This window comes from Rahnella inusitata, from assembly GCF_965118895.1.
Lineage (GTDB): Bacteria > Pseudomonadota > Gammaproteobacteria > Enterobacterales > Enterobacteriaceae > Rahnella > Rahnella inusitata_A.
In genome coordinates, this window is the sequence record NZ_CBCPJJ010000008.1 from 410,501 (window position 1) to 435,392 (window position 24,892).

The 24,892-nt window shown below is 54.8% G+C and carries 20 protein-coding genes; 6 read left to right on the forward strand and 14 right to left on the reverse strand.

Annotated features, from left to right (window positions below; all coding sequences use genetic code 11):
- Positions 1-16: 16 nt before the first annotated feature.
- On the reverse strand, positions 17-301 hold the full coding sequence (locus ACMHLI_RS07705) for a DUF333 domain-containing protein (RefSeq protein WP_413528944.1): 285 nt from the start codon (positions 299-301) through the stop codon (positions 17-19).
- A 308-nt stretch (positions 302-609) separates the two neighbouring features.
- Between ACMHLI_RS07705 and nifJ the strand changes: the two genes are divergently transcribed.
- Entirely contained in the window at positions 610-4,131 is a 3,522-nt protein-coding gene (nifJ, locus tag ACMHLI_RS07710) for a pyruvate:ferredoxin (flavodoxin) oxidoreductase (protein WP_413528945.1), read from the forward strand.
- A 627-nt stretch (positions 4,132-4,758) separates the two neighbouring features.
- Here nifJ and ACMHLI_RS07715 read toward each other — a convergent pair.
- The 4 genes from ACMHLI_RS07715 to ACMHLI_RS07730 all read right to left on the reverse strand — a co-directional run bounded on the left by ACMHLI_RS07715 (position 4,759) and on the right by ACMHLI_RS07730 (position 9,819).
- A complete protein-coding gene (locus ACMHLI_RS07715; RefSeq protein ID WP_112167994.1) occupies positions 4,759-5,472 on the reverse strand; it encodes a FadR/GntR family transcriptional regulator in 714 nt (237 codons plus the stop codon).
- 93 nt (positions 5,473-5,565) lie between these two features.
- On the reverse strand, positions 5,566-6,342 hold the full coding sequence (locus tag ACMHLI_RS07720) for an SDR family NAD(P)-dependent oxidoreductase (RefSeq protein WP_413528946.1): 777 nt from the start codon (positions 6,340-6,342) through the stop codon (positions 5,566-5,568).
- A gap of 10 nt (positions 6,343-6,352) precedes the next feature.
- Entirely contained in the window at positions 6,353-8,485 is a 2,133-nt protein-coding gene (locus ACMHLI_RS07725) for a heparinase II/III family protein (protein WP_413528947.1), read from the reverse strand.
- The gene (locus ACMHLI_RS07730; RefSeq protein ID WP_413528948.1) at positions 8,482-9,819 is read right to left on the reverse strand and encodes an alginate lyase family protein; all 1,338 of its coding nucleotides are present in this window, start codon (positions 9,817-9,819) and stop codon (positions 8,482-8,484) included. Before ACMHLI_RS07730 ends, ACMHLI_RS07725 begins: the two co-directional genes overlap by 4 nt.
- 241 nt (positions 9,820-10,060) lie before the next feature.
- Between ACMHLI_RS07730 and ACMHLI_RS07735 the strand changes: the two genes are divergently transcribed.
- Positions 10,061-11,869 carry a sodium:solute symporter family transporter gene (locus ACMHLI_RS07735; protein WP_413528949.1) on the forward strand — a complete coding sequence of 603 codons (1,809 nt, stop codon included), beginning with the start codon at positions 10,061-10,063 and terminating at the stop codon, positions 11,867-11,869.
- Positions 11,870-12,040: 171 nt separating this feature from the next.
- Here the strand turns inward: ACMHLI_RS07735 and ACMHLI_RS07740 are convergent, their stop codons facing one another.
- Both ACMHLI_RS07740 and ACMHLI_RS07745 read right to left on the reverse strand, forming a co-directional pair.
- The gene (locus tag ACMHLI_RS07740; RefSeq protein WP_413528950.1) at positions 12,041-12,268 is read right to left on the reverse strand and encodes a YgdI/YgdR family lipoprotein; all 228 of its coding nucleotides are present in this window, start codon (positions 12,266-12,268) and stop codon (positions 12,041-12,043) included.
- Positions 12,269-12,300: 32 nt separating this feature from the next.
- Positions 12,301-12,534 (reverse strand): YgdI/YgdR family lipoprotein, encoded by a 234-nt coding sequence (locus tag ACMHLI_RS07745; RefSeq protein ID WP_056770372.1) that lies wholly within the window; start codon positions 12,532-12,534, stop codon positions 12,301-12,303.
- A gap of 229 nt (positions 12,535-12,763) precedes the next feature.
- Between ACMHLI_RS07745 and ttcA the strand changes: the two genes are divergently transcribed.
- On the forward strand, positions 12,764-13,690 hold the full coding sequence (gene ttcA / locus ACMHLI_RS07750) for a tRNA 2-thiocytidine(32) synthetase TtcA (RefSeq protein WP_413528951.1): 927 nt from the start codon (positions 12,764-12,766) through the stop codon (positions 13,688-13,690).
- A 56-nt stretch (positions 13,691-13,746) separates the two neighbouring features.
- On the opposite strand, the gene ACMHLI_RS07755 is transcribed toward ttcA, so the two are convergent.
- From ACMHLI_RS07755 to ycjG, 4 genes are all read right to left on the reverse strand, one after another.
- On the reverse strand, positions 13,747-14,424 hold the full coding sequence (locus tag ACMHLI_RS07755; protein ID WP_413528952.1) for a hypothetical protein: 678 nt from the start codon (positions 14,422-14,424) through the stop codon (positions 13,747-13,749).
- Between the two features lie 280 nt (positions 14,425-14,704).
- Positions 14,705-15,688: a zinc transporter ZntB gene (gene zntB, locus ACMHLI_RS07760; protein ID WP_413528953.1), complete on the reverse strand. Its 984-nt coding sequence runs from the start codon at positions 15,686-15,688 to the stop codon at positions 14,705-14,707.
- A 177-nt stretch (positions 15,689-15,865) separates the two neighbouring features.
- Positions 15,866-17,500: an ABC transporter substrate-binding protein gene (locus tag ACMHLI_RS07765; protein WP_413528954.1), complete on the reverse strand. Its 1,635-nt coding sequence runs from the start codon at positions 17,498-17,500 to the stop codon at positions 15,866-15,868.
- A 127-nt stretch (positions 17,501-17,627) separates the two neighbouring features.
- The gene (ycjG, locus tag ACMHLI_RS07770; RefSeq protein ID WP_413528955.1) at positions 17,628-18,605 is read right to left on the reverse strand and encodes an L-Ala-D/L-Glu epimerase; all 978 of its coding nucleotides are present in this window, start codon (positions 18,603-18,605) and stop codon (positions 17,628-17,630) included.
- A gap of 137 nt (positions 18,606-18,742) precedes the next feature.
- Between ycjG and tpx the strand changes: the two genes are divergently transcribed.
- The gene (gene tpx, locus ACMHLI_RS07775) at positions 18,743-19,246 is read left to right on the forward strand and encodes a thiol peroxidase (RefSeq protein WP_122095227.1); all 504 of its coding nucleotides are present in this window, start codon (positions 18,743-18,745) and stop codon (positions 19,244-19,246) included.
- A gap of 85 nt (positions 19,247-19,331) precedes the next feature.
- On the opposite strand, the gene tyrR is transcribed toward tpx, so the two are convergent.
- Positions 19,332-20,906 carry a transcriptional regulator TyrR gene (gene tyrR, locus ACMHLI_RS07780; protein WP_413528956.1) on the reverse strand — a complete coding sequence of 525 codons (1,575 nt, stop codon included), beginning with the start codon at positions 20,904-20,906 and terminating at the stop codon, positions 19,332-19,334.
- A gap of 257 nt (positions 20,907-21,163) precedes the next feature.
- On the opposite strand from tyrR, the gene xthA reads away from it, so the two are divergent.
- Both xthA and ACMHLI_RS07790 read left to right on the forward strand, forming a co-directional pair.
- Entirely contained in the window at positions 21,164-21,973 is an 810-nt protein-coding gene (gene xthA, locus ACMHLI_RS07785) for an exodeoxyribonuclease III (RefSeq protein ID WP_413528957.1), read from the forward strand.
- Complete coding sequence (locus tag ACMHLI_RS07790; protein ID WP_413528958.1) at positions 21,973-22,374, forward strand: pyrimidine (deoxy)nucleoside triphosphate diphosphatase; 402 nt, start codon at positions 21,973-21,975, stop codon at positions 22,372-22,374. The genes xthA and ACMHLI_RS07790 overlap by 1 nt, the downstream gene beginning before the upstream one ends.
- 69 nt (positions 22,375-22,443) lie before the next feature.
- Here the strand turns inward: ACMHLI_RS07790 and ACMHLI_RS07795 are convergent, their stop codons facing one another.
- Both ACMHLI_RS07795 and ACMHLI_RS07800 read right to left on the reverse strand, forming a co-directional pair.
- Complete coding sequence (locus tag ACMHLI_RS07795; protein ID WP_413528959.1) at positions 22,444-22,752, reverse strand: DUF1496 domain-containing protein; 309 nt, start codon at positions 22,750-22,752, stop codon at positions 22,444-22,446.
- Positions 22,745-24,694, reverse strand: a complete 1,950-nt coding sequence (locus tag ACMHLI_RS07800; protein WP_413529024.1) for a DNA topoisomerase III — start codon at positions 24,692-24,694, stop codon at positions 22,745-22,747. The genes ACMHLI_RS07795 and ACMHLI_RS07800 overlap by 8 nt, the downstream gene beginning before the upstream one ends.
- Positions 24,695-24,892 lie beyond the last annotated feature (198 nt).

Here is a 24,892-nt window from a genome sequence, read left to right on the forward strand (position 1 = left end):
AACCTGAGTTTGGCGTTTATCCCGCAGTACAGCGGCCTTGCATTAATGCCGTTTCTGAACACTGGCGACCATTTGACATGGAGCACATCCCGACGCGGCTGCCATCAAGCTGCGGTGCCAGTCGCAATTGCCCGCCCGCCATCGAACAGGCTGCATAAGCCGGGCTGTCCATATTCACGGTACGCGCGCCGACATTCACGCTGTTGCCTTTTTGTGGAACATCAGCCGAATCTTCATGGCTGCTGCAGGCGGCTAACACCAGCACGCCGGTGGCCAGTAACACGCGAAACGCAGTGATCATCTGTCCTGCTCCTGAAAAGTAGGTTGTAGCGGGGATTTTTTTAGAACGGTCATCATATCCGACGTTTTTCATCTGCGTCGAGTCCTCCTGCGAAAGAACATCAACTTTTTCCTAAAAAACGGGCTTTTGTTCATAAACCGAAACACTTTTCTTTCCTGCGCAAGCCAAATCATTCACCTGACTAATAAAAACCCATGCACACAATCAGGATAAATTGATTATTCCGCCCTCTGCTAAGCTTTTATCATTCTTGCCAGCATAACCAAAAGTTTGCTGGCCTGTTTTTGTGAGCAAGCAAAGGGTATTCCATGATCACCACTGACGGTAATAACGCAGTCGCTTCCGTGGCTTATCGTACTAACGAAGTGATTGCTATCTACCCGATCACGCCGAGTTCTACCATGGCCGAAATTGCAGGCGCATGGTCTGGCGAAGGGAAGAAAAACGTGTGGGGCGATGTCCCGACGGTAATGGAAATGCAGTCGGAGGCCGGGGCGATTTCCACTGTCCACGGCGCGTTGCAAACCGGCGCGCTGTCCACCTCTTTTACTTCGTCGCAGGGTCTGCTGCTGATGATCCCGGTACTGTACAAACTGGCCGGTCAACTGACGCCGTTTGTGCTGCATGTTGCTGCCCGCACCGTCGCAACGCATGCGCTGTCGATTTTTGGCGATCATTCAGATGTCATGGCCGTTCGCCAGACCGGTTGCGCCCTGCTCTCTGCCGCCAGCGTGCAGGAAGCCCAGGATTTCGCGCTGATTTCACAGGTCGCCAGCCTCAACAGCCGCGTGCCGTTTATCCATTTCTTCGACGGTTTCCGCACCTCGCACGAAATCAATAAAATCGCGCCGCTGAGTGACGATACGCTCCAGCAGATGCTGCCTCAGGCGCAAATCGACGCCCACCGCGCACGCGCACTTTCGCCCGATCATCCGGTCATTCGCGGCACGTCCGCCAATCCGGACACCTTCTTCCAGTCGCGCGAAGCCACCAACCCGTATTACAACGCCACCTGCCAGCACGTCATTGACGCCATGAATGCTTTTGCCGCCCTCACCGGCCGTCAATATAAGCCGTTCGAATACGTCGGCGATCCGCAGGCTGAACGCGTGATTGTGCTGATGGGATCGGGTATCGGCACCGCCGAAGAAGTCATTGAAACCCTGAACGCACGCGGCGAAAAAGTCGGTGTATTGAAGGTGCGTCTGTATCGTCCGTTCAGTGCAGAACATCTGCTGGCCGTACTGCCACAAAGTGTCAAAAGCATCGCGGTGCTCGATCGCACTAAAGAACCAGGCGCACTGGCGGAGCCGCTTTATCTCGACGTAATGACCGCGCTGGCGGAAGCCTATTCACGCGGCGAACGCGATTCGCTGCCAAAAGTGATCGGCGGACGCTACGGATTGTCCTCGAAAGAATTCGGCCCCGACTGCGTGCTTTCCGTGTTTCGCGAACTGTCGCTCAGCCAGCCGCGTCCGCGCTTTACCGTAGGGATTTATGACGACGTGACCGGCCTTTCATTGCCGGTAATTGAAGAAGAGTTGCCTGAACGCGCCTCGCTGGAAGCCTTGTTCTACGGGCTGGGGAGCGACGGTTCCGTCTCAGCGACCAAGAACAATATCAAGATTATCGGCAACAGCACACCGATGTACGCGCAGGGCTATTTCGTTTACGACTCCAAAAAGGCCGGTGGCCTCACGGTATCGCACCTGCGTGTCAGCGAAAACCCGATCAAATCCGCCTATCTGGTGACACAGGCTCATTTCGTTGCCTGTCATCAGTGGCAGTTTATCGACCTGTATCAGATGGCCGAACGCCTGCGCCACGGTGGGATCTTCCTGCTGAATACGCCCTTCAGCGCCGAAGAAGTCTGGGCGAGACTACCGCTGGAAGTTCAGGCTACGCTGCATCAGCGCGAAGCGCGTTTCTACGTCATCAACGCCGCGAAAATTGCTCGCGAATGCCGCCTCGGCGCGCGTATTAATACCGTCATGCAGATGGCCTTTTTCCACCTGACCAAAATTCTGCCAGGTGATGAAGCGCTAAAAGAATTGCAGGGCGCAATTGCCCGCAGCTACAGCAGCAAAGGCGAAGACGTGGTCACCCGCAACTGGATGGCGCTCGGCGCGACGCTGGAACAACTGGTTGCCGTACCGTTGGAGCCGATCCCACAAAATCCGCATAAACGTCCGCCGATTGTCTCCGATGCCGCACCGGATTTCGTTAAAACGGTGACTGCCGCGATGCTGGCAGGGCTTGGCGATGCGCTGCCGGTTTCAGCATTCCCGCCGGACGGTACCTGGCCGACCGGCACCACGCAGTGGGAGAAACGCAATATTGCCGAAGAAGTGCCGATCTGGAAGCCGGATTTGTGTACTCAGTGCAACCACTGCGTCGCCGCCTGCCCGCATTCCGCGATCCGCGCCAAAGTGGTCCAGCCGCAGGAAATGGAAAGCGCGCCGTCGGCATTGCAGTCGCTGGACGTGAAATCCCGCGATATGCGTGGTCAGAAATACGTGCTTCAGGTCGCACCGGAAGACTGCACTGGCTGTAATTTGTGTGTCGAAGTCTGCCCGGCGAAAGATCGTCAGGATCCGTCGATTAAAGCCATCAACATGGCCGACCGCATTGAGCATCTGGAAGTCGAACGCGCCAACTACGATTTCTTCCTCAAGCTGCCTGAAATTGATAAAATCACGCTGGAGCGCATCGATATCCGCACCTCGCAGCTGATCACTCCGCTGTTCGAGTATTCCGGTGCCTGCTCCGGTTGTGGCGAAACGCCTTATATTAAGCTCATCACCCAGCTGTACGGCGATCGTTTGCTGATTGCTAACGCTACCGGTTGCTCCTCGATTTACGGTGGTAATTTGCCGTCGACGCCGTACACCACCAACGCCGAAGGCCGGGGCCCTGCATGGGCAAACTCGCTGTTTGAAGACAACGCCGAGTTCGGTCTGGGCTTTCGCCTGACGGTCGATCAGCACCGTCGCCGCGTACTGCGTCTGGTGGCATCACTGGAAGAACATATTCCGGCTGAATTGCTGGGTGGCCTGCGTGACGACACCGTCGCGCCGGAAGTAAAACGTGAACATGTCACCGCGCTGCGTAAAATTCTGGCGGATATCGATACCCCTGACGCCCGTCAGCTGGCGACCGACGCCGATCACTTAGTGGATAAATCCATCTGGCTGATTGGCGGTGACGGCTGGGCTTACGACATCGGCTTCGGCGGTCTGGATCACGTCCTCAGCCTGACTGAAAACGTCAACGTGCTGGTGCTTGATACCCAGTGTTATTCCAACACCGGTGGTCAGCAGTCGAAAGCCACCCCGCTCGGCGCGGTCACGAAATTCGCCGAACAGGGCAAGCGCAAATCGCGCAAAGATCTGGGCGTCAGCATGATGATGTATGGGCATGTGTACGTTGCACAGATTTCGCTTGGCGCGCAGCTGAACCAGACGGTGAAAGCCATACAGGAAGCCGAAGCCTATCCGGGGCCGTCGCTGATTATCGCGTACAGCCCGTGCGAGGAGCACGGCTATGACCTTGCGCTCAGCCATGATCAGATGAAACAGCTGACCACTACCGGATTCTGGCCGCTGTACCGGTTTGATCCGCGTCGCGTGGAGGAAGGTAAACCGGCACTGGCGCTGGACTCCCGTCCGCCGGGCGCAGGGCTGACGGATACGCTCAACAACGAACAGCGTTTCCGCAGGCTCAACGCCCAGCAGCCGGAAGTCGCCACCGCGTTGTATGCGGCGGCAGAGAAAGAGCTGAAGCAGAAGTATGAGTTTTTGGCCATGCTGGCGGGGAAAAGTGCTGACTAAGGTCAGCTTTTAAATCAACGTCAAGGTCAAAGTCGTGGGCGCCGGCCCACACCGGGTTAAGGGGCGTAAACGCGCCCCTTAACAATCCTGCGTTTATTTTAAAAAGCGCTATCGCGGGAATGATGGACCTGTTCTGCGGCTAATGAGGGTGGCGCAAAACCCTGCCGCTGCGCGGTACCTTCTCTCGGTGCTGGAGCCTAGGGTCTCCAGCCCGCTCCGTTCAGCAGGATTTTTTGATCGCGCCATCTCACCATTTTCAAAGACAAGACCAAGTCATTTTCTATTTTCTATTTTTCTATTTTTTTATTTTCTTTTTTCGTCCTGAGTCGGTGAGGTTGTGACCTAAAAAGTGTCTGGCCGCGTTCAAAAATCGCGCCGTAGCGAGAGGTGGAAAACCGCGCGTCTTTTTGCGCGGGTTGTAACCCGAGCGAAGGGCATCGCGCAGCGGCGGGATTTTGCGGCAATAGCGGTAATATCTGAAACAGAGCCAGGATGCATGGCACATGTTTTAAAAAACCCGGGAGTCCAGAGGGCGCGCGTTTACGCGTCCTTTGGGCCGGTGTGGGTGGCAACCCACGGTGTTGACCTTGACCTTGACCTTGAATTTGAATTCAACTTGAAGTTGAATTACCCCCCTGATCCAAGCCGATGCTTATGCCCCTTCATCAAACTCAATGATGCTGAATAAGCTTCCCCCTCGTCCCCCGCCATGATCGCTTCGTAAATCCTTTTATGTTCGTTCAGACACATTCCACCTTCCTTTGAGGAAAATTCGAAAAACCATTTGAAAATGGTGGTCAGCACATTGCCGAACGGGACGTAAAAGCAATTGCCGGAGGAGATGAAAATCATCCTGTGAAACTGGGTGTCGATGTCTACCCACGCCTGCGCGTCGAAATTTTCCGCGACGTGACACATCTGGCGATAGATCCGCGAGAGCTCGATCCGCTGTTCTTTGCTGGCGTTGACGGCAGCAAGCGCAGTGGCGTGCGGTTCGATGGCTTTGCGAAATTCAAGAAACTGATGATAAATCTCTTCGGTCGCTTCCATGCCCTGCATCCACTCCAGCAGTTGCGGATCGAGCATATTCCATTGCGGACGCTCTTTTACGCGCGTGCCGATTTTCGGGCGGGATTCCAGCAGACCTTTCGACGTGAGCAGTTTCAGCGCTTCGCGTAAGGCCGTGCGGCTGACGCCAAACTGCTCGCCGAGCTCGATTTCACTCGGCAAAATGGCACCGCAGGCCAGTTCGCCGGAGAGAATTTTACGGGCGATATCACGGGCAATATGAGTATTAAGGCCGCGCGTCATACCAGCGGCGGTTTCAAACTGCATCGTCATGCTATTCCCTTTTTATGTGCAGATTGCCGACAGCATAGTTCAGGCGGCGAAACGCTGCATGCGTCCGCCGCGAGGAAACTCACGAACTGTGCGCTATGGCGCCATCTGGCCGCCGTTAACGTCCAATATCTGACCGGTGATATAGCCGCTGCACGCATGGGAGGCGAAAAACAAGAAGCTCGGTGCCAGCTCTTCGCTGGTACCGAAGCGGCCCATGGCGATGCTGCCGGCGATTTTCTCGCGCACTTCCGGGCTTTTATCGGCGTGGAAAACGGTGTCGATGGTGCCCGGTGAAACTACGTTGAAGCGGATATTGTCTTTGGTGAATTCCTTCACCCAGTTGCGGTGTACGTTGTGCAGCCACGCCTTCGAGGCCGCGTACAAACTCGCGCCCGGCCCGCCGCCTTCACGTCCGGCGATGGAGCCGGTGCTGATAACCGACGTCGTTTTGCCGCTCTGTCTGGCAGAATGACGCAGATGCGGGATGGCGAATTTGGTGACCATCAGCGCCGAACGGGCGTTGAGATCCATCACATGATCGTAAAATTCGTCGTCAATGTTTTCCAGCCCCTGACGTCCGCCGAGACCACCCGCGTTGTTGATCAGCACGTCGATACCGCCAAAGCGTTCAACGAAGTTCGCTACCAACGCCTCGCATTCGGCAGATTTCGTGACGTCCGCGCCAAAGTACGCGACTTCACCGCCGTTTTTGGCGATTTCCGCCGCCAGTTGTTCGAGGCTGGCATCGTGACGGTGACCATTAATGCCTACTTTCGCGCCTGCCGCCGCGAAAGCTTTTGCTGCCGCCAGACCGATGCCTTTCGTTGAACCGGTAATCAAAACTCGCTGGCCTTTCAGATCGTTAAACATGCGTGCTCCTTCATTTTTCAGGGATGTTCAGAGGTGAAACGGATTGCCACGCCACGCTGAAAGCGTTTTCCGCTGTCGGCGCGGCGCGGTTATTGATGCGGACGTTCAGCGTCCGGTTTTCCGTGAAGAGAATGTTAATTTCAGTTTGCTGATCATCGTGGCTGACCACGCTGACGCTTGTGACGTCGCCACGCGCATCGAGTGAAGTTTCGGTGGCTTCATCGAAATAACCGTGTGTTTCAAACACGCTGGCAAAAATGGCATTAGAACCGTGAGTACGCAGTATCAGCGCCGGTTCATTGCGAAGGTTGAAATGCGGATCGCTGGCGCCGGTGCGGGCCACGATCAGTTCGCCGCCATCAGGAAAGGCGCTGATCAGTGTCCGGTAACCCTCACCGTCTAGCCAGCTGAATAACGCCGAGTCTCCCGCCGCCACCGTGCCGCGTGCGCAGCCCCAAAGATGCTGATACCCGTGATTGTCGCCCAGCGGTTTCAGTACTTTCGCGACATCAAGCACCACGTCGCTGCGCACTAACTGACCGAGGTGATGCAGGCAATAATCGTAACAATGCGGCTGCTGGCTGGTCAGGCGGAACACATCGACGATAAGCGGCGAGCCAAGCTCCGGTAAATCCAGCATCAGCACGCTGCGCTGCTGCGCCACGCCGGGATAATAGTCATTCAGTCGTGCGCTCATTCCCTGTCCGACCGGACTGTCTGTGACGAAGAAATGGCGTTCGCCCCAGCGTTTTTCGGCTTCAAGACTTTGCCCGCCGTGCTGACTTTGTTTATCCACCACCACGGTGTTGTGCGCGACGGTCTGTTTGCAGTAGCTGTTGTTTTCGGGAATGTAGCGCCCGCCGAACTTGGGTTCGACATTCACCCAGCGGCCAAACCCGTAATCGCGTAAAAACTCACGGCCACGGTTGAACAAGCTGAGGTGCAGGCCGTCGAAATGCCCGTGATTGAGCGCCGAGTGCAGGCGCGGAATGCTACCGTGCTGGCCGTACCACATCAGCGCCATGTCCTGATCTGTGCTGCGCAATATTCCGAGACCGCCCTGCGCGCCCTCCGGCCCGTCGCGCAATTCGACGCTTCCCCAACTGCAGAGTTGCGGCGGCGTGCTTTGCAATGCTGCGGATAATGCCAGCGCCGCCGGGCTGACCCAAACGGTCCGTTGTTGCCGGGCGACGGCGACCCACTGCGGGTTATGCAGATAGCGGTGATAGCAAACGCTGGCGGCGATAACTGCGCCGTCATCGCGGATATTAATGGTTTTGGAGGAGTCGTTGAGCGCAGGCCAGGTTCCGTCGGGGAAAGCGGTCTGCATCAGCGCTTCGCAGGTTTTACGGATGATCTGATCACGGAACTGATAAATCTGTAATTCCGGCTGACGGCGTTCAATCGCCTCACTCAGCAACAGTAAAGGCCGCAGCGCAAAGCGGTGATAATACGGCCCTTCGATGTAGTAACCGTCCGGTGAAAACAGCTGGCTGAGTTGGGCATAAAATCCGCCGCTTTCGCTGTCGCCCTTCATGCCATAGAGCGCTTTTTCGACCAGTGATAAATCGCCGAGCACATAACCGCTGATAGCTGCCGCCGCCACCGACCAGATGCCGTGGTTGTGCACAATATCGAAATCCTTGCTGTGGCGGTTAAGCGCATCATCCGCCATCACGCGAAACAGATTGTTTTCAATGTGCGTGCAGGTTTCCTGACTGAGCGATGGGATCAGGCAGTGGTAGCCTTCGACGGCGTACAGCCAAAACATATTTTCATTCAGCGTCTGATGGAAAAGCCGTCCCGGCGCATTGCTGTCTTTGCTGACAGCGCTGCCGAGCGAAGGAAAAATGTCGGCATAACCGGTCAGCAACGCCAGCGCGAAATCGCGGTAGCGCGCCTCGCCAGTAATGAGGAACAACCGCCCTGCCAGATTGATATAAAGGTAGTTTTGCTTGTGCCGTGTATGCTCGGGGCCCCCCGCTTCACCGTGACCGGGAATGCTCTGCGGTTGCGCCATATAACGTTCCAGCGAGAGAATTTGCTCGCGCAGCGCCGCACCCAGCAGGGAATCAGCATCCATCTGCCCGCGCAGTTTTTCAGCGTCGGCAACGGATATCAGTAACGGCTGCCAGTGACTCATTTTCCACTCTCCTGCGGTGCAACGTAACCCGTGGCAAATGACGGTAGCGAAAGCAGCCAGGTTTCCCGTTCGGCTTCCATCACCGCGCCGCGTGTTACGTCTTCGTGATAGCCACCGGCCATTTTTTTACTTTTATCCGCAGGCGGCACTGTGAAGGTCGCACTACGGATCTTCTGCTGATAGCGCGGCTGGCCGGTAGAATTATCTGCCCAGGACAGCAGTGGCAGCGGACGAACGCGGATCTGGTCGATGGTTTTATACGGCCACGCCACGGTCGGATCGGTGAACCGCGCCATGAAATCCAGCGAGGTCAGCAGACTGCCGCCCTGCGGCGTTTTGTAGTGCCAAAGATCGATACCGTTTTTCTGCGCCAGCACCGCCATCATGCTGACCGCCTGCAAATTGAAATAGCTGTAATGGAAAGAACGGGTGCGCGCCAGTTCGGCAGGCTGCGTGCCATCGGGCTTAAGCTGCACGTCGAGCTTACTTTTCATCAGCGTGGCCATATCGCGGATCACGGCTTTATCGCCGAGATACCACGCGATGCCTGACACCTGCGTCACGTACCAGTTGCCGTGATTGTTCTCGGTGCGCCCTTCTTTCTTCGCGATTTTGCTGCCCTGAAGCCAGTGCAGATAGTCGGTCATCCACGCGTGGAGTTGCTGTTCGTCGTTGTCGCTCCACGCAGGATTTCCGCGCAGTAACACCAGTGAATCCACAATGCGCGTGGAGAAATAGCGGCCATCCAGCACACCGGCGTTGCGACCGGGCGAAATTCCCGGCACACCCTGCGCAAAATTCAGATTCGGATTCATGCGCGTTTCCGGGGTGGTGAACCAGGCACGCAGCAGGCTGGCGGCTTTATCGGCGTATTTCTGTTCACCGGAGAAATACCAGGCCAGCGTCAGGTTCTGCACCCGCGCGGTAAAATCCGCCAGCCTTACGCCGTCGTTTTGATCGTTTTTACTGGCCGGATTGACGCGCCCGTCCTTGCGGATCCACGGCAGACCATCGGGTTTGCTGTCGTCCGGCCACCAGTACGCGCTCAGGCTGAGATAGTCGTGTTTCGAACCGCTGGGTGGCGTCATACCTTTGTCGGTCACGCTGAGATTGGGCTTGTTTAGCGCTGAATCCGCGGCCGCCAGCAGATGACGGTATGCGTCTGAGGTCTGCGGTGCAGCCGTATTGTTGTGCAGTTGCTGGCGCACCACTTCCATTTGGGCGGTATTGAGAAATGCCGGTTCAGCGGCGAATGCTCCCGCGCTGCCAAACATCATAATTAACGCTGCAGCTAGCTGTTTCACCTCAACGGTACGGCACTTAAATAACGTCATGCGTTCTCCGGTTACAACGGTTTCGTTCGCTTTAGTACTACTAATAAAGCAACGAACGCTCATAAGCGCCAGTCAGAATTGGCTGAAAAAGCCACAAATAGCCCAGCAAGTGACCGACTTCACAAATCGATAACAAACTAAGCATTTCTTATTTGTCGGACTTTTAATTCCATTAGTCTCTTCTACTCTTGCTCAATACATAACCAAAAATACCTCACCTACAAATGAGAGAGTAACGACAATGGATATCAATGTTCTGGTCATGATCGGTTACTTCGTCTTAATGATTGCTATCAGTTATGCCTTCAAAAAGATGGCGTCCGGCTCCTCGAGCCACTATTTTCGCGGCGGCGGGCGAATGCTCTGGTGGATGGTTGGCGCAACCGCGTTCATGATCCAGTTCAGCGCCTGGACTTTCACCGGCGCCGCCGGGCAGGCCTACCGCTACGGTTTCAACGTGGTCAGCGTGTTCGCGGGTAACGTGTTCGGCTATCTCATTGCCTGGTGGTGGTTCGCCACGCGTTTTCGCCAGCTGCGGGTCGATACGGCCACCGAGGCCATCAACCACCGCTTTGGCAAAGGTAACGAACAGTTTTTCACCTGGATGATTATTCCGCTCAGTATTCTGAGCGCCGGTGTGTGGCTGAACAGTCTGGCGGTATTTGCCAGCGCGGTGTTCAAGCACGACATCACGCTCACGCTGTGGGTAACCGGCGTGGTGGTGCTGGTGATTTCTTTACTGAGCGGCGCATGGGGCGTGGTAGCGAGTGATTTTGTGCAAACGCTGGTGGTGGCGATTATTTCGATTGCCTGCGCGGTGGTGGCGCTGTTTAAGGTCGGCGGACCGGTCAAACTGGTGACCGAGTTCCCGTCAGGCTTCTTTACCGGGCCGGACGTCGGGCCGCATTACATCTCACTGCTGGTGGCCTGCTTCCTGTTCTTCTTCATCAAGAACGTGCAAAGCATCAATAATCTTCAGGATTCCTATCGTTTTCTGAATGCCAAAGACAGTTTCAATGCCAAAAAAGCGGCGTTGTTCGCGCTGGTGCTGATGTTTGTCGGTACTCTGATTTGGTTCATCCCGCCTTGGGCGGTCGCCGTTCTGTATCCGGACGCCGCCACCGCACACCCTGAGTTGGGGAAAAACGCGACCGATGCGGTGTATCTGATTTTTGCAGAACGCGCCATGCCACTCGGCACCGTTGGCCTGCTGATGGCCGGACTGTTTGCCGCAACGATGTCCTCCATGGATTGCGCCCTGAACCGTAACTCTGGGATTTTTGTGCGCAGCTTCTGGACGCCGATCGTCAACCGTAACGGCGCGCGCAGCGACAAGTATCAGCTGCGCGTCGGGCAGATAGCCTGCGTGGTGAACGGTGTGCTGGTGATCCTGGTCGCGCAGTACATGCACACGATGCAGACCGTCAGCCTTTTTGATCTGATGATGAAAGTCGGCACGCTGATGCAGGCGCCGATTGTCGTGCCCCTGTTCCTTGGCGTATTTATCCGGAAAACGCCGGACTGGGCGGGCTGGGCCACCGTGCTGTTCGGGCTGTGCGTGTCGTATGTGGTTGCCAACGTGTTTACCGCGCCGGACGTCGCCCGTCTTCTCGGTATCACGCTGACTGCGCGTGAATTGCTGGACGTGGCGATCATGTGGAACATTTTCGCGCACATGGTATTCACCGGCGGATTCTTCTGTCTGACCCGCCTGTTTTACCGCGAAGCCAATACCGCACGCGAAGCGCAGCGCAAACAGTTCTTCATCGATATGGAAACACCGGTATATGCCGATAACGAGCAGGATGAGTTCGACCGGCTGCAACGCGATAAAATCGGACGTATTTCGATGTACATGGGTGCCGGTTTACTGCTGATGGTGCTGGTACCGAACCCGTTGTGGGGACGATTCCTGTTCCTGCTGTGCGCGCTGGCGATTCTGATCTTTGGCTGGTTCTTACATCACAGTGCGGAGAAAGGCATGTCCGCTGCCAATGCAAAAAAAGCCGCGACGGCGGATAAAGCGAAAATCGTGACGTCGCAGAGGTAATTGCGGGGGTGAGAAAACGATGCAGAGCTTTGCGGTGCGAAGTTCTGCATTTTTATTTACCACTGGCCAGGCTGTTTCAGCGGGACGCGGGTCAGATCTGCGGTGCAAGTCCATAAAAAAACCCGCTTGTCAGCGGGTTGAGATGTCGGAAAAAACAGACAAAAAGCGATATTAGTTTGGAAGCTCCGTCACCTGCTTAACTTCAGTTTTACTGATTTGCTGTTTCACACCGTTAGCATCGGTATATTCCAACAGGCCAGTTTCGGCTTCTTTTGGTTTACCGTCGCTGATGATGGTTCGCGCATCATTAGTCTGAATGGCATAGCTGGTACGGGTGCAGCCTGACAACGCTGCGACACTGATTAATGCGGCTAGTGGCAGAATCAATTTCCTGTTCATCGTTCTCTCCTTTGTCACGTTGATTGGATAAATTAGTTATCCAACTCGCTCATGTTTTTAACCTGATCGCGGTTAATCTGCTCTGTTTTACCAGTCTCAGCATTTTTGTACGACACCAGACCGGTATCGTCATCGACCTGAGGTTTACCGTCCGTTACGATGGTTTTTCCGTCCGTCGTTTTTATTGCCTGATTCGATGCGCAGCCTGCAACAAAAAGTATGGAGACGGCAGCCAGCGACGCGGCAATAAGGTTTTTCCTTTTCATATCTTCCCTCCTGAATTGGGGTTTTTACTTAACAATGAGTCTATTAACTATAGTCAGAAATTTCACATTCAGGAGAGATTCAGACAAATGGAAGTTTTTTGGCGGTTTTATGCGCACAAAAAACCCCTGATTTTCACAAAATCTACCTGACAGCAGGCGGCAAAATCCGTACCCTACTGCGCATAGACACTGGCGGCCTGTGCGCCGCGATTTTGCGAAAGAGAAATTTGTGACAAGTCCAATTCAAAAAGAAAAATATAACATCGACAAGCTCCAGAAACGCCTGCGTCGTGACGTCGGTAAAGCCATTGCTGACTTCGGCATGATCGAAGAAGGTGACCGCATTATGGTGTGCCTGTCAGGCGGCAAAGACAGTTACACCATGCTGGAAATTTTGCGCAATTTGCAAAAAAGTGCACCGGTGAACTTCTCACTGATTGCCGTTAATCTTGACCAGAAGCAACCCGGTTTCCCGGCGCATATTCTGCCCGCGTATCTGGAAGAACTCGGTGTGGAATACCAGATAGTGACCGAAGATACTTACGCTATCGTGAAAGATAAGATTCCGGAAGGCAAAACCACCTGCTCCCTGTGCTCTCGTCTGCGCCGTGGGATTTTGTACCGCACCGCGACGGAACTGGGCTGTACTAAGATTGCACTCGGCCATCACCGCGATGACATCCTGCAAACCCTCTTCCTCAACATGTTCTACGGCGGCAAGCTGAAAGGTATGCCACCTAAACTGATGAGTGACGACGGTAAACACATCGTCATCCGGCCACTGGCGTACTGCCGTGAAAAAGATATCGAGCGTTTTGCGATTGCACGCGAATACCCGATCATCCCTTGTAACCTGTGCGGTTCACAGCCAAACCTGCAACGTCAGGTGATCGGCGACATGCTGAAAGACTGGGACAAAAAATATCCGGGCCGTATCGAAACCATGTTCAGTGCGATGCAAAATGTGGTGCCTTCACACCTCAATGATATGAATCTCTTCGATTTTAAAGGGATCCAGCACGGTGGCGAAGTCGTTGACGGCGGGGATCTGGCGTTCGATCGTGAAGATATTCCTATGCAACCGGTCGGCTGGCAGCCGGAAGACGATGAAGCCGTCGCCCCGGTGGAGCGCCTGAACGTGCTGGAAATTAAATAACATCTCGCGAAACAGCCGTGAAGATTTGAAAGCCCGCTCATGCGGGCTTTTGCTTTTCAGGAAAGAAAAATTGTGTCGGTCCAGTTGTAGTTGGTCATCACCAGTTTTACCGGCAGGCTGATTGAGCCAAAATTCTTATGCTGATTTTCGCGAAAGAATGCCCGCAGCGGTTCAGGCATAAACTCAGCGCTGTAACGCAGCAGCGTGCTGTGCCAGAAAATTTGCGGAATGGCAGCGTTGGGGTAGCGATCTTTAATTTTTCCCGCCCATTTTGTTGCCAGCAGATGCTCCACCAGAGACTGCCTGACGCGCAAACTTTCACTGTCGGGAATACCGGCCAGTAGCAGTTGATTGGGCAGCGCGACAAGTTTTAAATCGCTGATTTTCATCACATGTTCGGCACAGTGCTGTTCGAAAATACTCACCAGCCCGGCGAGACCTTCGGCGTCTTCCGACCGTTCATAGAGCGCCTGAGTGATCGCAAAAAACGTAAAATGCATGCCGTCTGGCGGGGCGACATCCGCCCGTTTATCGCCCTGTGCAGCGGTGGTTAAATCAGACAACAGGCCGGTCATTACGGCCCCTGCGCGATTACCGCTGGTGATGGCCAGTCTGGTCGGATGATAGAAGGGTTCGGTTCTGACTGCACCGGTTTCTCCCTGAGCTTTCCATAAATTCAGCGTCCTTTCGGTCGTATTTTCATACGCCTGATGAATCATTTCTCCGGTGTGCAAAACAGACTCCTGATCGTAAGTTTTGAGATCCGCGTGGCACAAATCCACACAGACCGGGCTGACAGCACAGAAACCTCAAAAAGATTGAGCCAAATCAACATTAGCAGCGCTGAATCGGTGCACTATCCATTCCGCAGGTGAATGCAACGTCAAGCGATGGGCGTTGTGCTCCATATTGTCTTATTTCCAAATTTTTAGAATTAATGCATAGCACTTTTTGATTCGAACGACGCCGGTCTTCTGACCGGCTTTTTTTTGTTTTTTTCGGCAGCTTTCCGCCCTACAGCCAGCGGCTTTTCTTCAGCCACCATGCGACGCCGCCCACCAGCACCACCAGCGACACACAGAAAATCCCAAACCCCAAATGTGATGAATTACCCGGAATACCGCCGAGATTGACACCGAACAGGCCAGTCAGAAACGTTGTCGGCAGGAAGACCATGGCCAGCATCGACATGGTGTAGGTGCGGCGGTTGAGGGAATCGGCCATCAGTGAGCTGATCTCATCCGAGAGCACCGCTGTGCGGGCAATGCTGCCGTCCAAATCGTCCAGTCCGCGCCCTAAGCGGTCCGAGATTTCCTGCATCAGACGACGCTCATCATCGTTCATCCATGACAAACGCTCACTGGAAAGACGCGAGAACACGTCGCGCTGCGGCGCCATATACCGGCGCAGGACGATCAGCTGTTTACGCAGCAGTGCCATCTGACCGCGTTCCGGCACCTGTTGTTCCATCAGGTCGTCTTCGATATCAATGATTTTATCGTGCAAATCTTCGATGAAATCGCTGGTGTGGTCGGTCAGCGCATCGCACATTTCCACCAGCCAGCTGCCGGTATTCTTCGGCCCGCTGCCCTGCTGCATGTCGTTAATCATCTCTTCCATTGAGAACACTTTGCGATGGCGTGTGGAGACGATCATTTTATCGGTGAGATAAACGCGGATGGTGACCAGCTGATCCGGGCGTGAATCGGCGTTGAGATTGATGCTGCGCAACGTGATCAGCGTGCCTTCGCCCATGCGGATGACTTTCGGTCGCACGCTGTCACCGGCCAGTGCCTCGCGCACGGTGTCCGGTAAGACAGGCGTGTTGGTTATCCAGTTTTCGCTTTCCGCTCGAGTGTAATCCAGATGCAGCCAGCAAGGTTTTTCGTCCGTCGCGACGCACTGCGTGCTGATGTCAGTGACGCCGCCCTGACCGTCCAGCTGGAAGGCATAAACGGCGTCGGCTACCTGTAGTTCTTTTCCCTTAATGACGTCCACAACGTTCCTCGCTTTTTAATTCGTTCATTCTTCTCAGTTTAGCGTTAAGCCTTTGAAGTTCAAAAACCAAAGTCAGCAGTAAATTGTACAAGGGTGTGATCATGTTATACGGCTTCGCAAAAATAAAAAGCGCCCTTGAATCAGCGGCGCTTTTTTATCTTTTTGGAAAGTCAGAAATTAGTGCTTAATAATGTACATTTCCTGGCTATAAGCCACGTCTTCAGGATTTTCAATCGGATAGCCTTTCACCCACGGTTTGATCAGTCGTCCGTTGGTGTACTGATAAATTGGCGCGATCGGTGCCTGTTCGGCGATGATTTGCTCGGCTTTGTTGTAGTCATCGTTGCGGCGTGCGTCGTTAGTTTCACGGCTGGCGTCGGCGATGGCTTTATCATAATCGGCATTGCTGAATTTACTGATATTACTGTTATGCGTGGACGTCAGCAGCGACAGGAATGTCGAAGCTTCATTGTAATCACCCACCCACGAGGCGCGGATCACGTCGAAATTGCCAGTGTTACGGCTGTCGATATAGGTTTTCCACTCCTGATTGACCAGCTTAACGTCCGCGCCCAGGTTCTTTTTCCACATCGAAGCCACCGCGATGGCAATCTTTTGGTGGCTTTCGGACGTGTTGTACAACAACGTCAGATGCAGCGGTTTAGACGGGCCATAACCGGCTGCCGCCAAGAGGCCTTTCGCCTGTGCATTCAGTTCATCCTGAGAATATTGCTGCATTTCACTTTTAGCCGGCTTCCAGCCGTTGGTCACGTCAGGCGTAAAATGCCATGCTGGTTTTTCACCGGTGCCCAGCACTTTATCGGCAATTACTGCCCGGTCGATACTCATCGACAGTGCCAGACGCACGCGGGCATCGTCTGTCGGCGCACGGCGGGTGTTAAACGCGTAGTAATAGGTGCCGAGTTGATACGGCGTGTAGACCTGCCCCGGAATATCGTGCATGAGCTTTTTATACTGATCTTTCGGGAAAGACTCGGTGATATCGATGTCATCCGCCAGATAGCGTTTAGTGGCGTTGGACTCTTTGTTAATCGGCACGAACGTCACTTTGGTCAGCACCGTGTGGGCATGGTCCCAATAATGCGGATTCGGCTCCAGCACCAGTTTTTCATTCACCACGCGCTCTTTAAGCACGTACGCCCCGTTGCCGACCAGATTGCCGGGCTTGGTCCAGTCTTCACCGTATTTTTCCACCGTGGCTTTATGCACCGGGAAAAGACTGAAGTTGGCCAGCAGGCTGACAAAAAACGGCACCGGTTTGTCGAGCGTGACACGCAGCTGCGTCGGGCTGACGGCGGTGACGCCCAGTTTATCCACCGGCATTTTCCCGGCAATGATCGCATCAGCGTTCTGGATCCCGGCAAGTCCGGCGAACCACGCACCGCTTGATAACCCTTTAGGATCCACCAGACGCTGCCAGCTGTAGACAAAATCCTGCGCAGTCACCGGATCGCCATTCGACCATTTGGCATCTTTGCGCAGTGTGAAGAGAAATACCTGATTGTTCTGGTTCTGCCAGCTTTCAGCGACACCCGGAATGCTTTTACCCTGTGCGTCCTGATTGACCAGCCCTTCGAACAAATCACGCGCGACCTGCGCTTCAGGCAGGCCGATGACTTTTATCGGGTCCAGTGAGGCAGGCTCGTCCTTGATATGGCGGACGATTTCCTGTTTGGCGGCAAGCACAGTACCGGCAGGCACTTGTGCGGCGTTGGTCTGACCGAGGCTCAGTGCAACCAGTGCAGCACAGACGGAGTATGAGAGAAGCGGAAACGATTTTCCCTGCGGCATAAATTTCTCCAGACATTCATAAAAACTATGAGCAATGAAGGAGTTGTATCATTTCTTCAATTCATACCCTATAAGAATTCGCTTCAGTGTTGCCTCCGCGCACAAAACTGCGACATTCGCCGTAAAATCAGACCGAACCGGCCACGTCGATCCCACCGCAGTGGAACTTCATCGGCGGTTCGACGTCCTGTGCCAGCCACGTAGGACCGTCGAGATCGATAAACTTTGCTCCGGCGGTCAGCGGCAAGGCAGCGCGAACCGCCCGCGAGGTGCATAACATGCAACCCAGCATAATGCCGAAACCCAGCTCACGTGCCTCCTGCGCCAGTCGCAGTGCGCCAGTCAGTCCGCCGGTTTTATCCAGTTTGATGTTCACCATCTCATAACGCCCCTGAAGCGCAGGCAAACCCTCCACCGTATGGCAGCTTTCATCGGCGCAGATCGGCAGCGGGTGGATAAAGTTCTCCAGCGCCGAATCTTGCCCGGCGGGCAGCGGCTGTTCAAGCATCAGGATGTCGAGATCCGCCAGCAGCTGACAGCGCTCTGCCAGACCGTCGCTTTGCCAGGCTTCGTTGGCATCAACAATCAATGACGCATTCGGCACGGCGGCACGAATTGCTACCAGCCGTTCGGCGATCAGCCGGTCATCGAGTTTGATCTTCAGCAGCGTCGCGCCTTTTTGCTGTAACCCAAGCGCCGCTTCGGCCATCTCTTCAGGCGTACCGATGCTGATAGTTTGCGCCATGCTGATCGATGCCAGAGGTTCGATGCCGGTGAGCTGCCACAAATTCAGGCCGCTGGTTTGGGTTTCGAGATTCCACAGTGCGGAATCCAGCGCATTGCGGGCAGCACCGGCGGGCAGCAAATGTTGCAATTGTTCGCGACTCGCGCCTCGTTCGATAGCAGTGACCACGCTGGCGATTTGCGCCATCACCGAGGCTTCACTTTCGTCATAACGCGGATACGGCGTACATTCACCTACCCCGCGGACGCCATTTTCCTCTATTTCTACCGCCACCACCCTTGCTTCGGTGCGGCTGCCGCGAGAGATAACAAAGGCCGTGTGCAGCGGCCAGGCTTCCGGATAAAAGCGAACACTTCTCATAGCGGCTCCCTAAATTGATCAATGCCCGACGGCATACATTCAATGTATACAACTATTTAGCAAATAATCTATATCCAACCTACAATTGTTACCCTAAACTGAAAGCCGTTTGACTCCAATGGAAATAGGAAAACATCATGACCCAGACCGTACACTTTCAGAGCAACCCGGTAACCGTTGCTGGCAAAATCCCACAAAAAGGCGACGTCGCCAAGCCTTTCACACTGGTCGCCAAAGACCTTTCTGATGTCAGCCTGAGCAGCTTCGTGGGCAAGCGTAAAGTCCTAAACATTTTCCCAAGCATCGATACCGGTGTTTGCGCCGCATCCGTGCGTAAATTCAACCAGCTGGCTGGCGAAATCGACAACACCGTGGTGCTGTGTATTTCCGCTGACTTGCCGTTTGCCCAGTCCCGCTTCTGCGGCGCGGAAGGCCTGACCCACGTGGTCACGCTTTCCACCCTGCGCGGCGGCGACTTCAAATCCGAGTACGGCGTTGCCATCGCTGAAGGCCCGCTGTCTGGTCTGACTGCGCGCGCAGTGGTTGTTCTGGATGGTCAGGACAACGTGCTGTACAGCGAGCTGGTGAATGAAATCACCACCGAACCGGACTATGAGTCTGCGCTGGCTGTTCTGAAGTAATCTCTTGATGTAAAAGATTTTCAGATAAAAAAAGCAACGGCTCAGTCCGTTGCTTTTTTATTGGCTGCGACCGGAAGGTAAAGAATTACTCTTCACCTTCTGCCGTTTCACCACGACGACTGCTTAAACCGTATTCGCGCAGTTTATTGGCAATCGCTGTGTGCGAGACGCCCAGACGTTTTGCCAGTTTTCGCGTACTTGGATAAGTACGATAAAGACGGGTCAGCACCGAGCGTTCGAAGCGCTTGCTGATGTCGTCGAGCGAACCGTTCAGTGCTTCTTCGCCAATCGTCACTTCGGCATCAAAGTCCGGTAAGACGATATCCTGCGGGCGCAGTTCACCGCCTTCGAGCTGCGTAAGCGCACGATAAATGGCGTTTTTCAACTGACGGACGTTGCCCGGCCAGCCGTAATGCGTCAGATAATTGGCCAGTTGCGCAGAGAGTTTCGGGCGCGGCATCCCCTGCTCGTCAGAGAAACGCGCCACAAACAACTCGGTGAGCGGCATGACGTCAGCCGGCCTGTCGCGCAGCGGCGGCAGCGTCAAACTGAGTACGTTCAGACGGTAGTAAAGATCTTCACGGAATTCACCGCGCTGCACCAGCTCCACCAGATTCTTTTGCGTGGCGCACATCACGCGCACGTCGACCTTCACCTCATGCTCTTCACCTACGCGGCGGAATGTTCCGTCGTTAAGAAAGCGCAGCAGCTTGATCTGCATTCTCGGTGACATTTCACCGATTTCATCGAGCAGCACCGAGCCGCCATTGGCCTGTTCGAAAAAGCCTTTTTTGCCCTCAATCGCGTTCGGATAAGCACCGGCGGCATAGCCGAACAGCTCGCTTTCTACCACGTCATCCGGGAGTGACGCACAGTTCAGACCGAGGAACGGTTTTTTGCCGCGCGCGCTGCGCAGATGGCAGGCATGCGCCAGCAAATCTTTACCGGTGCCGGTATCGCCGACAATCAGCAGCGGAGCATCCAGCATCGCCAGCTTGCGCGCCTGATCCAGGACCTGACGCATTTTGCCGCTTACCGCGACTATATGGTTGAATTCGCTGTCGTCATTGACGGTAAGATCCTGCAACTGACGCCCCATGCGCGCAGCGGACTTGAGCATGATCACGGCACCGGCCATCACACCGGTTTGTTCTTCGTCATCCATGTGGATCGGCGTCAGGTCCATCAGGAAATCCTGACTGCGGATCACTACGCGTTCGCTGTGCGGCTGCGTACTTTCATTTTCCAGCCAGCGCGTGACGTTGTAACCGGGGATCAGGTTTGCAGCGTTGTAGGTATGGATTTTTTCTTCATCGAGTTCGAACAGCGCCATCGCCGCCGGATTGGCCTGCTCGATTTTGCCTTTCATATCAATGGAAAATACCGGTTCCGGCATGGAAACCAGCAAAGCTCGCAGCGCGCGATGCTCACGCTCAGAAGGCATAAACGGCACGGTGCGGACGTCAGTCACGCCGTCGATGCGGCGGATCTCCGCCATCAGGGCGCGAAAAGTATCAAAATCCAGTTGGGAAAAGTTCAGATAAATGCGGCCAATCGAGGCAATCTCGATACCGCGCAAATCAATACTGCGTAAAACCAGTAAATCGAGGAGTTCACGGGTGAGACCCAGGCGGTCTTCGCAAAAAACTTCCAGACGCATCAGTGTTAACCTTTATTTGCCGGTGCGGAAATCGCTGAGTGGCATAATACTCTTTCGTGTACAGCGTAAGAAGAGACTGTCACGAAAAGTTGACAAAATAATTGTACAACTCAATCCGGATTGTCACAAAGTTTGGGTACGCCTTTTGCCGTTTAAATTGCACCTGCTGTGTTTTTCAGCAATGTGCCGGTTTCGCCATCCGTGCCTTTATCTGCTACTATCGCCCTTCTGATTTCATCGCCAAATGGTTCCCGACTATGAAGTTTGTCTCCTTTAATATCAACGGATTGCGCGCCCGCCCGCATCAGCTCGCGGCAATCATCGAACAGCACCAGCCTGACGTCATTGGTTTACAGGAAACCAAAGTTCATGACGATATGTTCCCTCTGGAAGATGTGAGCCAGTACGGTTACCACGTTTTCTACCACGGACAGAAAGGCCATTACGGCGTTGCCATGCTGACGAAGCAGGAACCGGTCGCTGTACGCCGTGGTTTCCCAGGCGATGACGAAGAGTCTCAGCGCCGCATCATCATGACCGATATTGACACGCCACAGGGCATTCTGACCGTCATCAACGGTTACTTCCCTCAGGGCGAAAGCCGTGACCATCCGACCAAATTCCCGGCCAAGGAAAAGTTCTACCGCGATTTACAGGATTATCTGAACACCAGCCTGTCGGTGAATAATCCGGTTGTGGTCATGGGTGATGTAAATATTAGCCCGACCGATCTCGACATCGGTATTGGCGAAGATAGCCGCAAACGCTGGCTGCGCACCGGAAAATGCTCCTTCCTGCCGGAAGAGCGCGAGTGGATGGAACGCCTGAAAGGCTGGGGATTAATCGACACTTTCCGCGCGGCAAATCCGGACACCACGGATAAATATTCATGGTTCGACTACCGTTCCCGCGGATTTGATGAAAACCGTGGTCTGCGTATCGATCTGATCATGGCGAGCACATCACTGGCGTCACGCTGCATCGAAACCGGTATCGATTACGATATCCGTGGTATGGAAAAACCCTCTGACCACGCGCCAATCTGGGCGACGTTTGACCTGAAATAATGCCAGTGAAAACGGTCGATGTGGTGGCGGCACTGATTGAGCGGGACGGGAAATTGCTGCTTGCGCGACGGGACGCTTCCAGCGACCAGGCCGGTTTGTGGGAGTTTCCCGGCGGAAAAGTGGAAACCGGTGAAAGCCAGCAGGCCGCGCTGGTGCGGGAGTTACAGGAAGAGATGGGGATTACGGCGACGGTGGAAGATTTCGTCGCCACCAGCGAACTGCAACAACCTCAACGTCTGATCCATCTGCACGGGTGGCGCGTCAGCGGCTTCACCGGAGTCATTACGTTACAGTGTCACTCTGAGGTTCGCTGGGTATCGCCTGCCGACGTGACGTCGTTTGAACTGGCACCGGCAGATATTCCGCTTATCGACGCCTATCTGAAACGATTTTCAGGCTGACGGATAAATCGAATAAAAAAGGCGCGGACTGATTTCAGTACCGCGCCTTTTTTTATCTGCGTGCCGAACCTACTTTTTCAGCACTTGCCACTTCAGTTCGTTGGTGCCGACCACGTTGGGATCGCGCACGCATTGCAATACTATGCTGTCGGCAGTGACGACCGCGCCTTCGCTGTAGGTCTGGTTATTATAAACGCAGCAGTTGTGGCAGGTTGGCGCACTGTTGTTATTATTGCCGCTGTTATCCCAGATTTGGGGCGGCAGCGGCACCACGACATCTGCGCCGTTATTGAAACCGGTGCGGTTCGCCATCGCCGGTGTCGCCAGCAACGCAGAGCCCGCCAGTAAAACCATCAGCATTTTTTTAAGGTTATTCATCACTGTTTGCTTCCTTCCCTTTGGTGCTCGCTTTGCGGCGTTTAGGGGCGCTTTTGCCTTTCGCCGCCGCGCCCGCTGGTTTGGAAGGCAGACTGCGGAACGCCGAAGACACCCGGTTGGTTTTGGCCTGCATAATGAGATTCTGCAACGTCGCGACCAGCGGTTGCATAAAATCCTGATAACGGCAGTTCTTTTCGCTGATGCGCGTCAGGGTTGATTCCCAGTCGGCGGTCATGTCCGGCCGCCCGGCGATGTCCGGCAGCGAGTGAATAAGCGCCCGGCCGGTATCACTGGAATGAATATAGCGCCCTTTCTTATACAAAAATTCACGACGGAACAGCAGCTCGATAATCCCGGCGCGCGTTGCTTCCGTACCCAGCCCGTCGGTGGCGCGCAGGATTTTCTTCAGCGCTTTATCCTGCACAAATCGCGCAATCCCGGTCATGGCAGACAGCAGTGTCGCATCGGTGAAAGGCCGCGGGGGCTGCGTCTGACGCTCCACCACTTCACCGCGCTCACAGAGTAATTCATCGCCCTTGGCCACCACCGGCAGCGGTGTTCCTTCGTTCTCTTCATCACGCTCTTTGCTGCCGAGCAGCGTGCGCCAGCCCGCTTCGGCCAGAAAACGCGCCTTGGCGATAAACTTGCCACCGGCGATATCCAGATCGATAACACATTTACGATAGACGGCATCAGGGCAGAACTGCATCAGATACTGACGCGCCACCAGGCCATAAATCTTTTGTTCGTTGTCGGTCAGATTCACCTTGCTGCTGCGTGCAGTCGGGATGATCGCGTGGTGGGCATCGACCTTTTTATCGTCCCAGCAGCGGTTACGAATATCCGTGTCCATCACCGGCTGCGGCATCAGATCCGGCTGATGGATGCCGATGGCGTTAAGTACGGCATGACGTCCGGCAAAGTGCTCTTCAGGAAGGTATCGGCTGTCAGAGCGCGGATACGTAATCAATTTGTGCGTTTCGTACAGTTTCTGGCAAATATCCAGAATCTGCTGCGCGCTCAGGCCAAAGGCTTTAGAACCTTCGATCTGTAAGGTGGAAAGTGAAAACGGCAGCGGCGCAATGTCATTTTCGCGCTTGTCATTATAACCGGTGACCATCGCCGGCTGGCCGCCGATGCGCGCCACCACGTGATCGGCCAGCGGACGGTGCAGCAAACGCCCTTCTTCGTCCTGATAAGGTTCGCAGTATTCGCTCGGCTGCCACAGCGCCACAAAACGCTCATCGGCAGGCGTCACGATGTGCGCTTTCACTTCAAAGAAATCTTTCGGCACGAAGTTTTCAATGTCTTCGTCACGACGCACCACCAGCCCGAGCACCGGCGTCTGCACGCGACCAACGGACAGCACGCCGTTGTAACCGGCGTTGCGGCCAAGAATGGTGTAAGCGCGGGTCATGTTGATACCGTACAGCCAGTCGGCGCGGGCGCGGGCTAAGGCGGAGACGCACAGGGGAATGAAATCGCGGTTATCACGCAGACGATCGATCGCCCGTTCCACCGCCTGCGGGTTGAGATCGTTAATCAGGCAGCGCTGAGTTGCGTGGCGTTTTTCCGGCGTGAGTTCAAGATAATCCAGCACCTCATCCACCAGCAGTTGCCCTTCGCGATCCGGGTCACCGGCGTGAACCACCTGCGAAGCTTCCTGCAATAGGCGTTTGATGACGTTAAGCTGTTTGGCGACTGAGGAACGCGGCTGGAGCTGCCATTTTTCGGGGATAATCGGCAGATCCGCCAGCGACCAGCGCGCATAGCGACTGTCGTAGGCGTCCGGCTGAGCCTGTTCGAGTAAGTGGCCGACGCACCAGGTGACCACCTGATCGTTGCCACAGGCAATATAACCGTCGCCGCGACGATGAGGTTTCGGCAGTACGTCCGCAATCGCGCGGGCAAGGCTGGGTTTTTCGGCAATGAACAGGCGCATTACACTGCACCCGTCAGCGGCGCAGCGCCGTTCAGTGTGATCGCCACTTCCATTCTCATCGTCCCATCCTTCATTCACTACGTCCTCATCATAAAGATGGTGGCTATGTTAGCCGCTGCCGGCAGAATTAGTAAGACGGAGAGAGACATCTGGGAACGCGGTCGCTCATTAAGGCAGCAAAAAACCGGTTTAATCAGA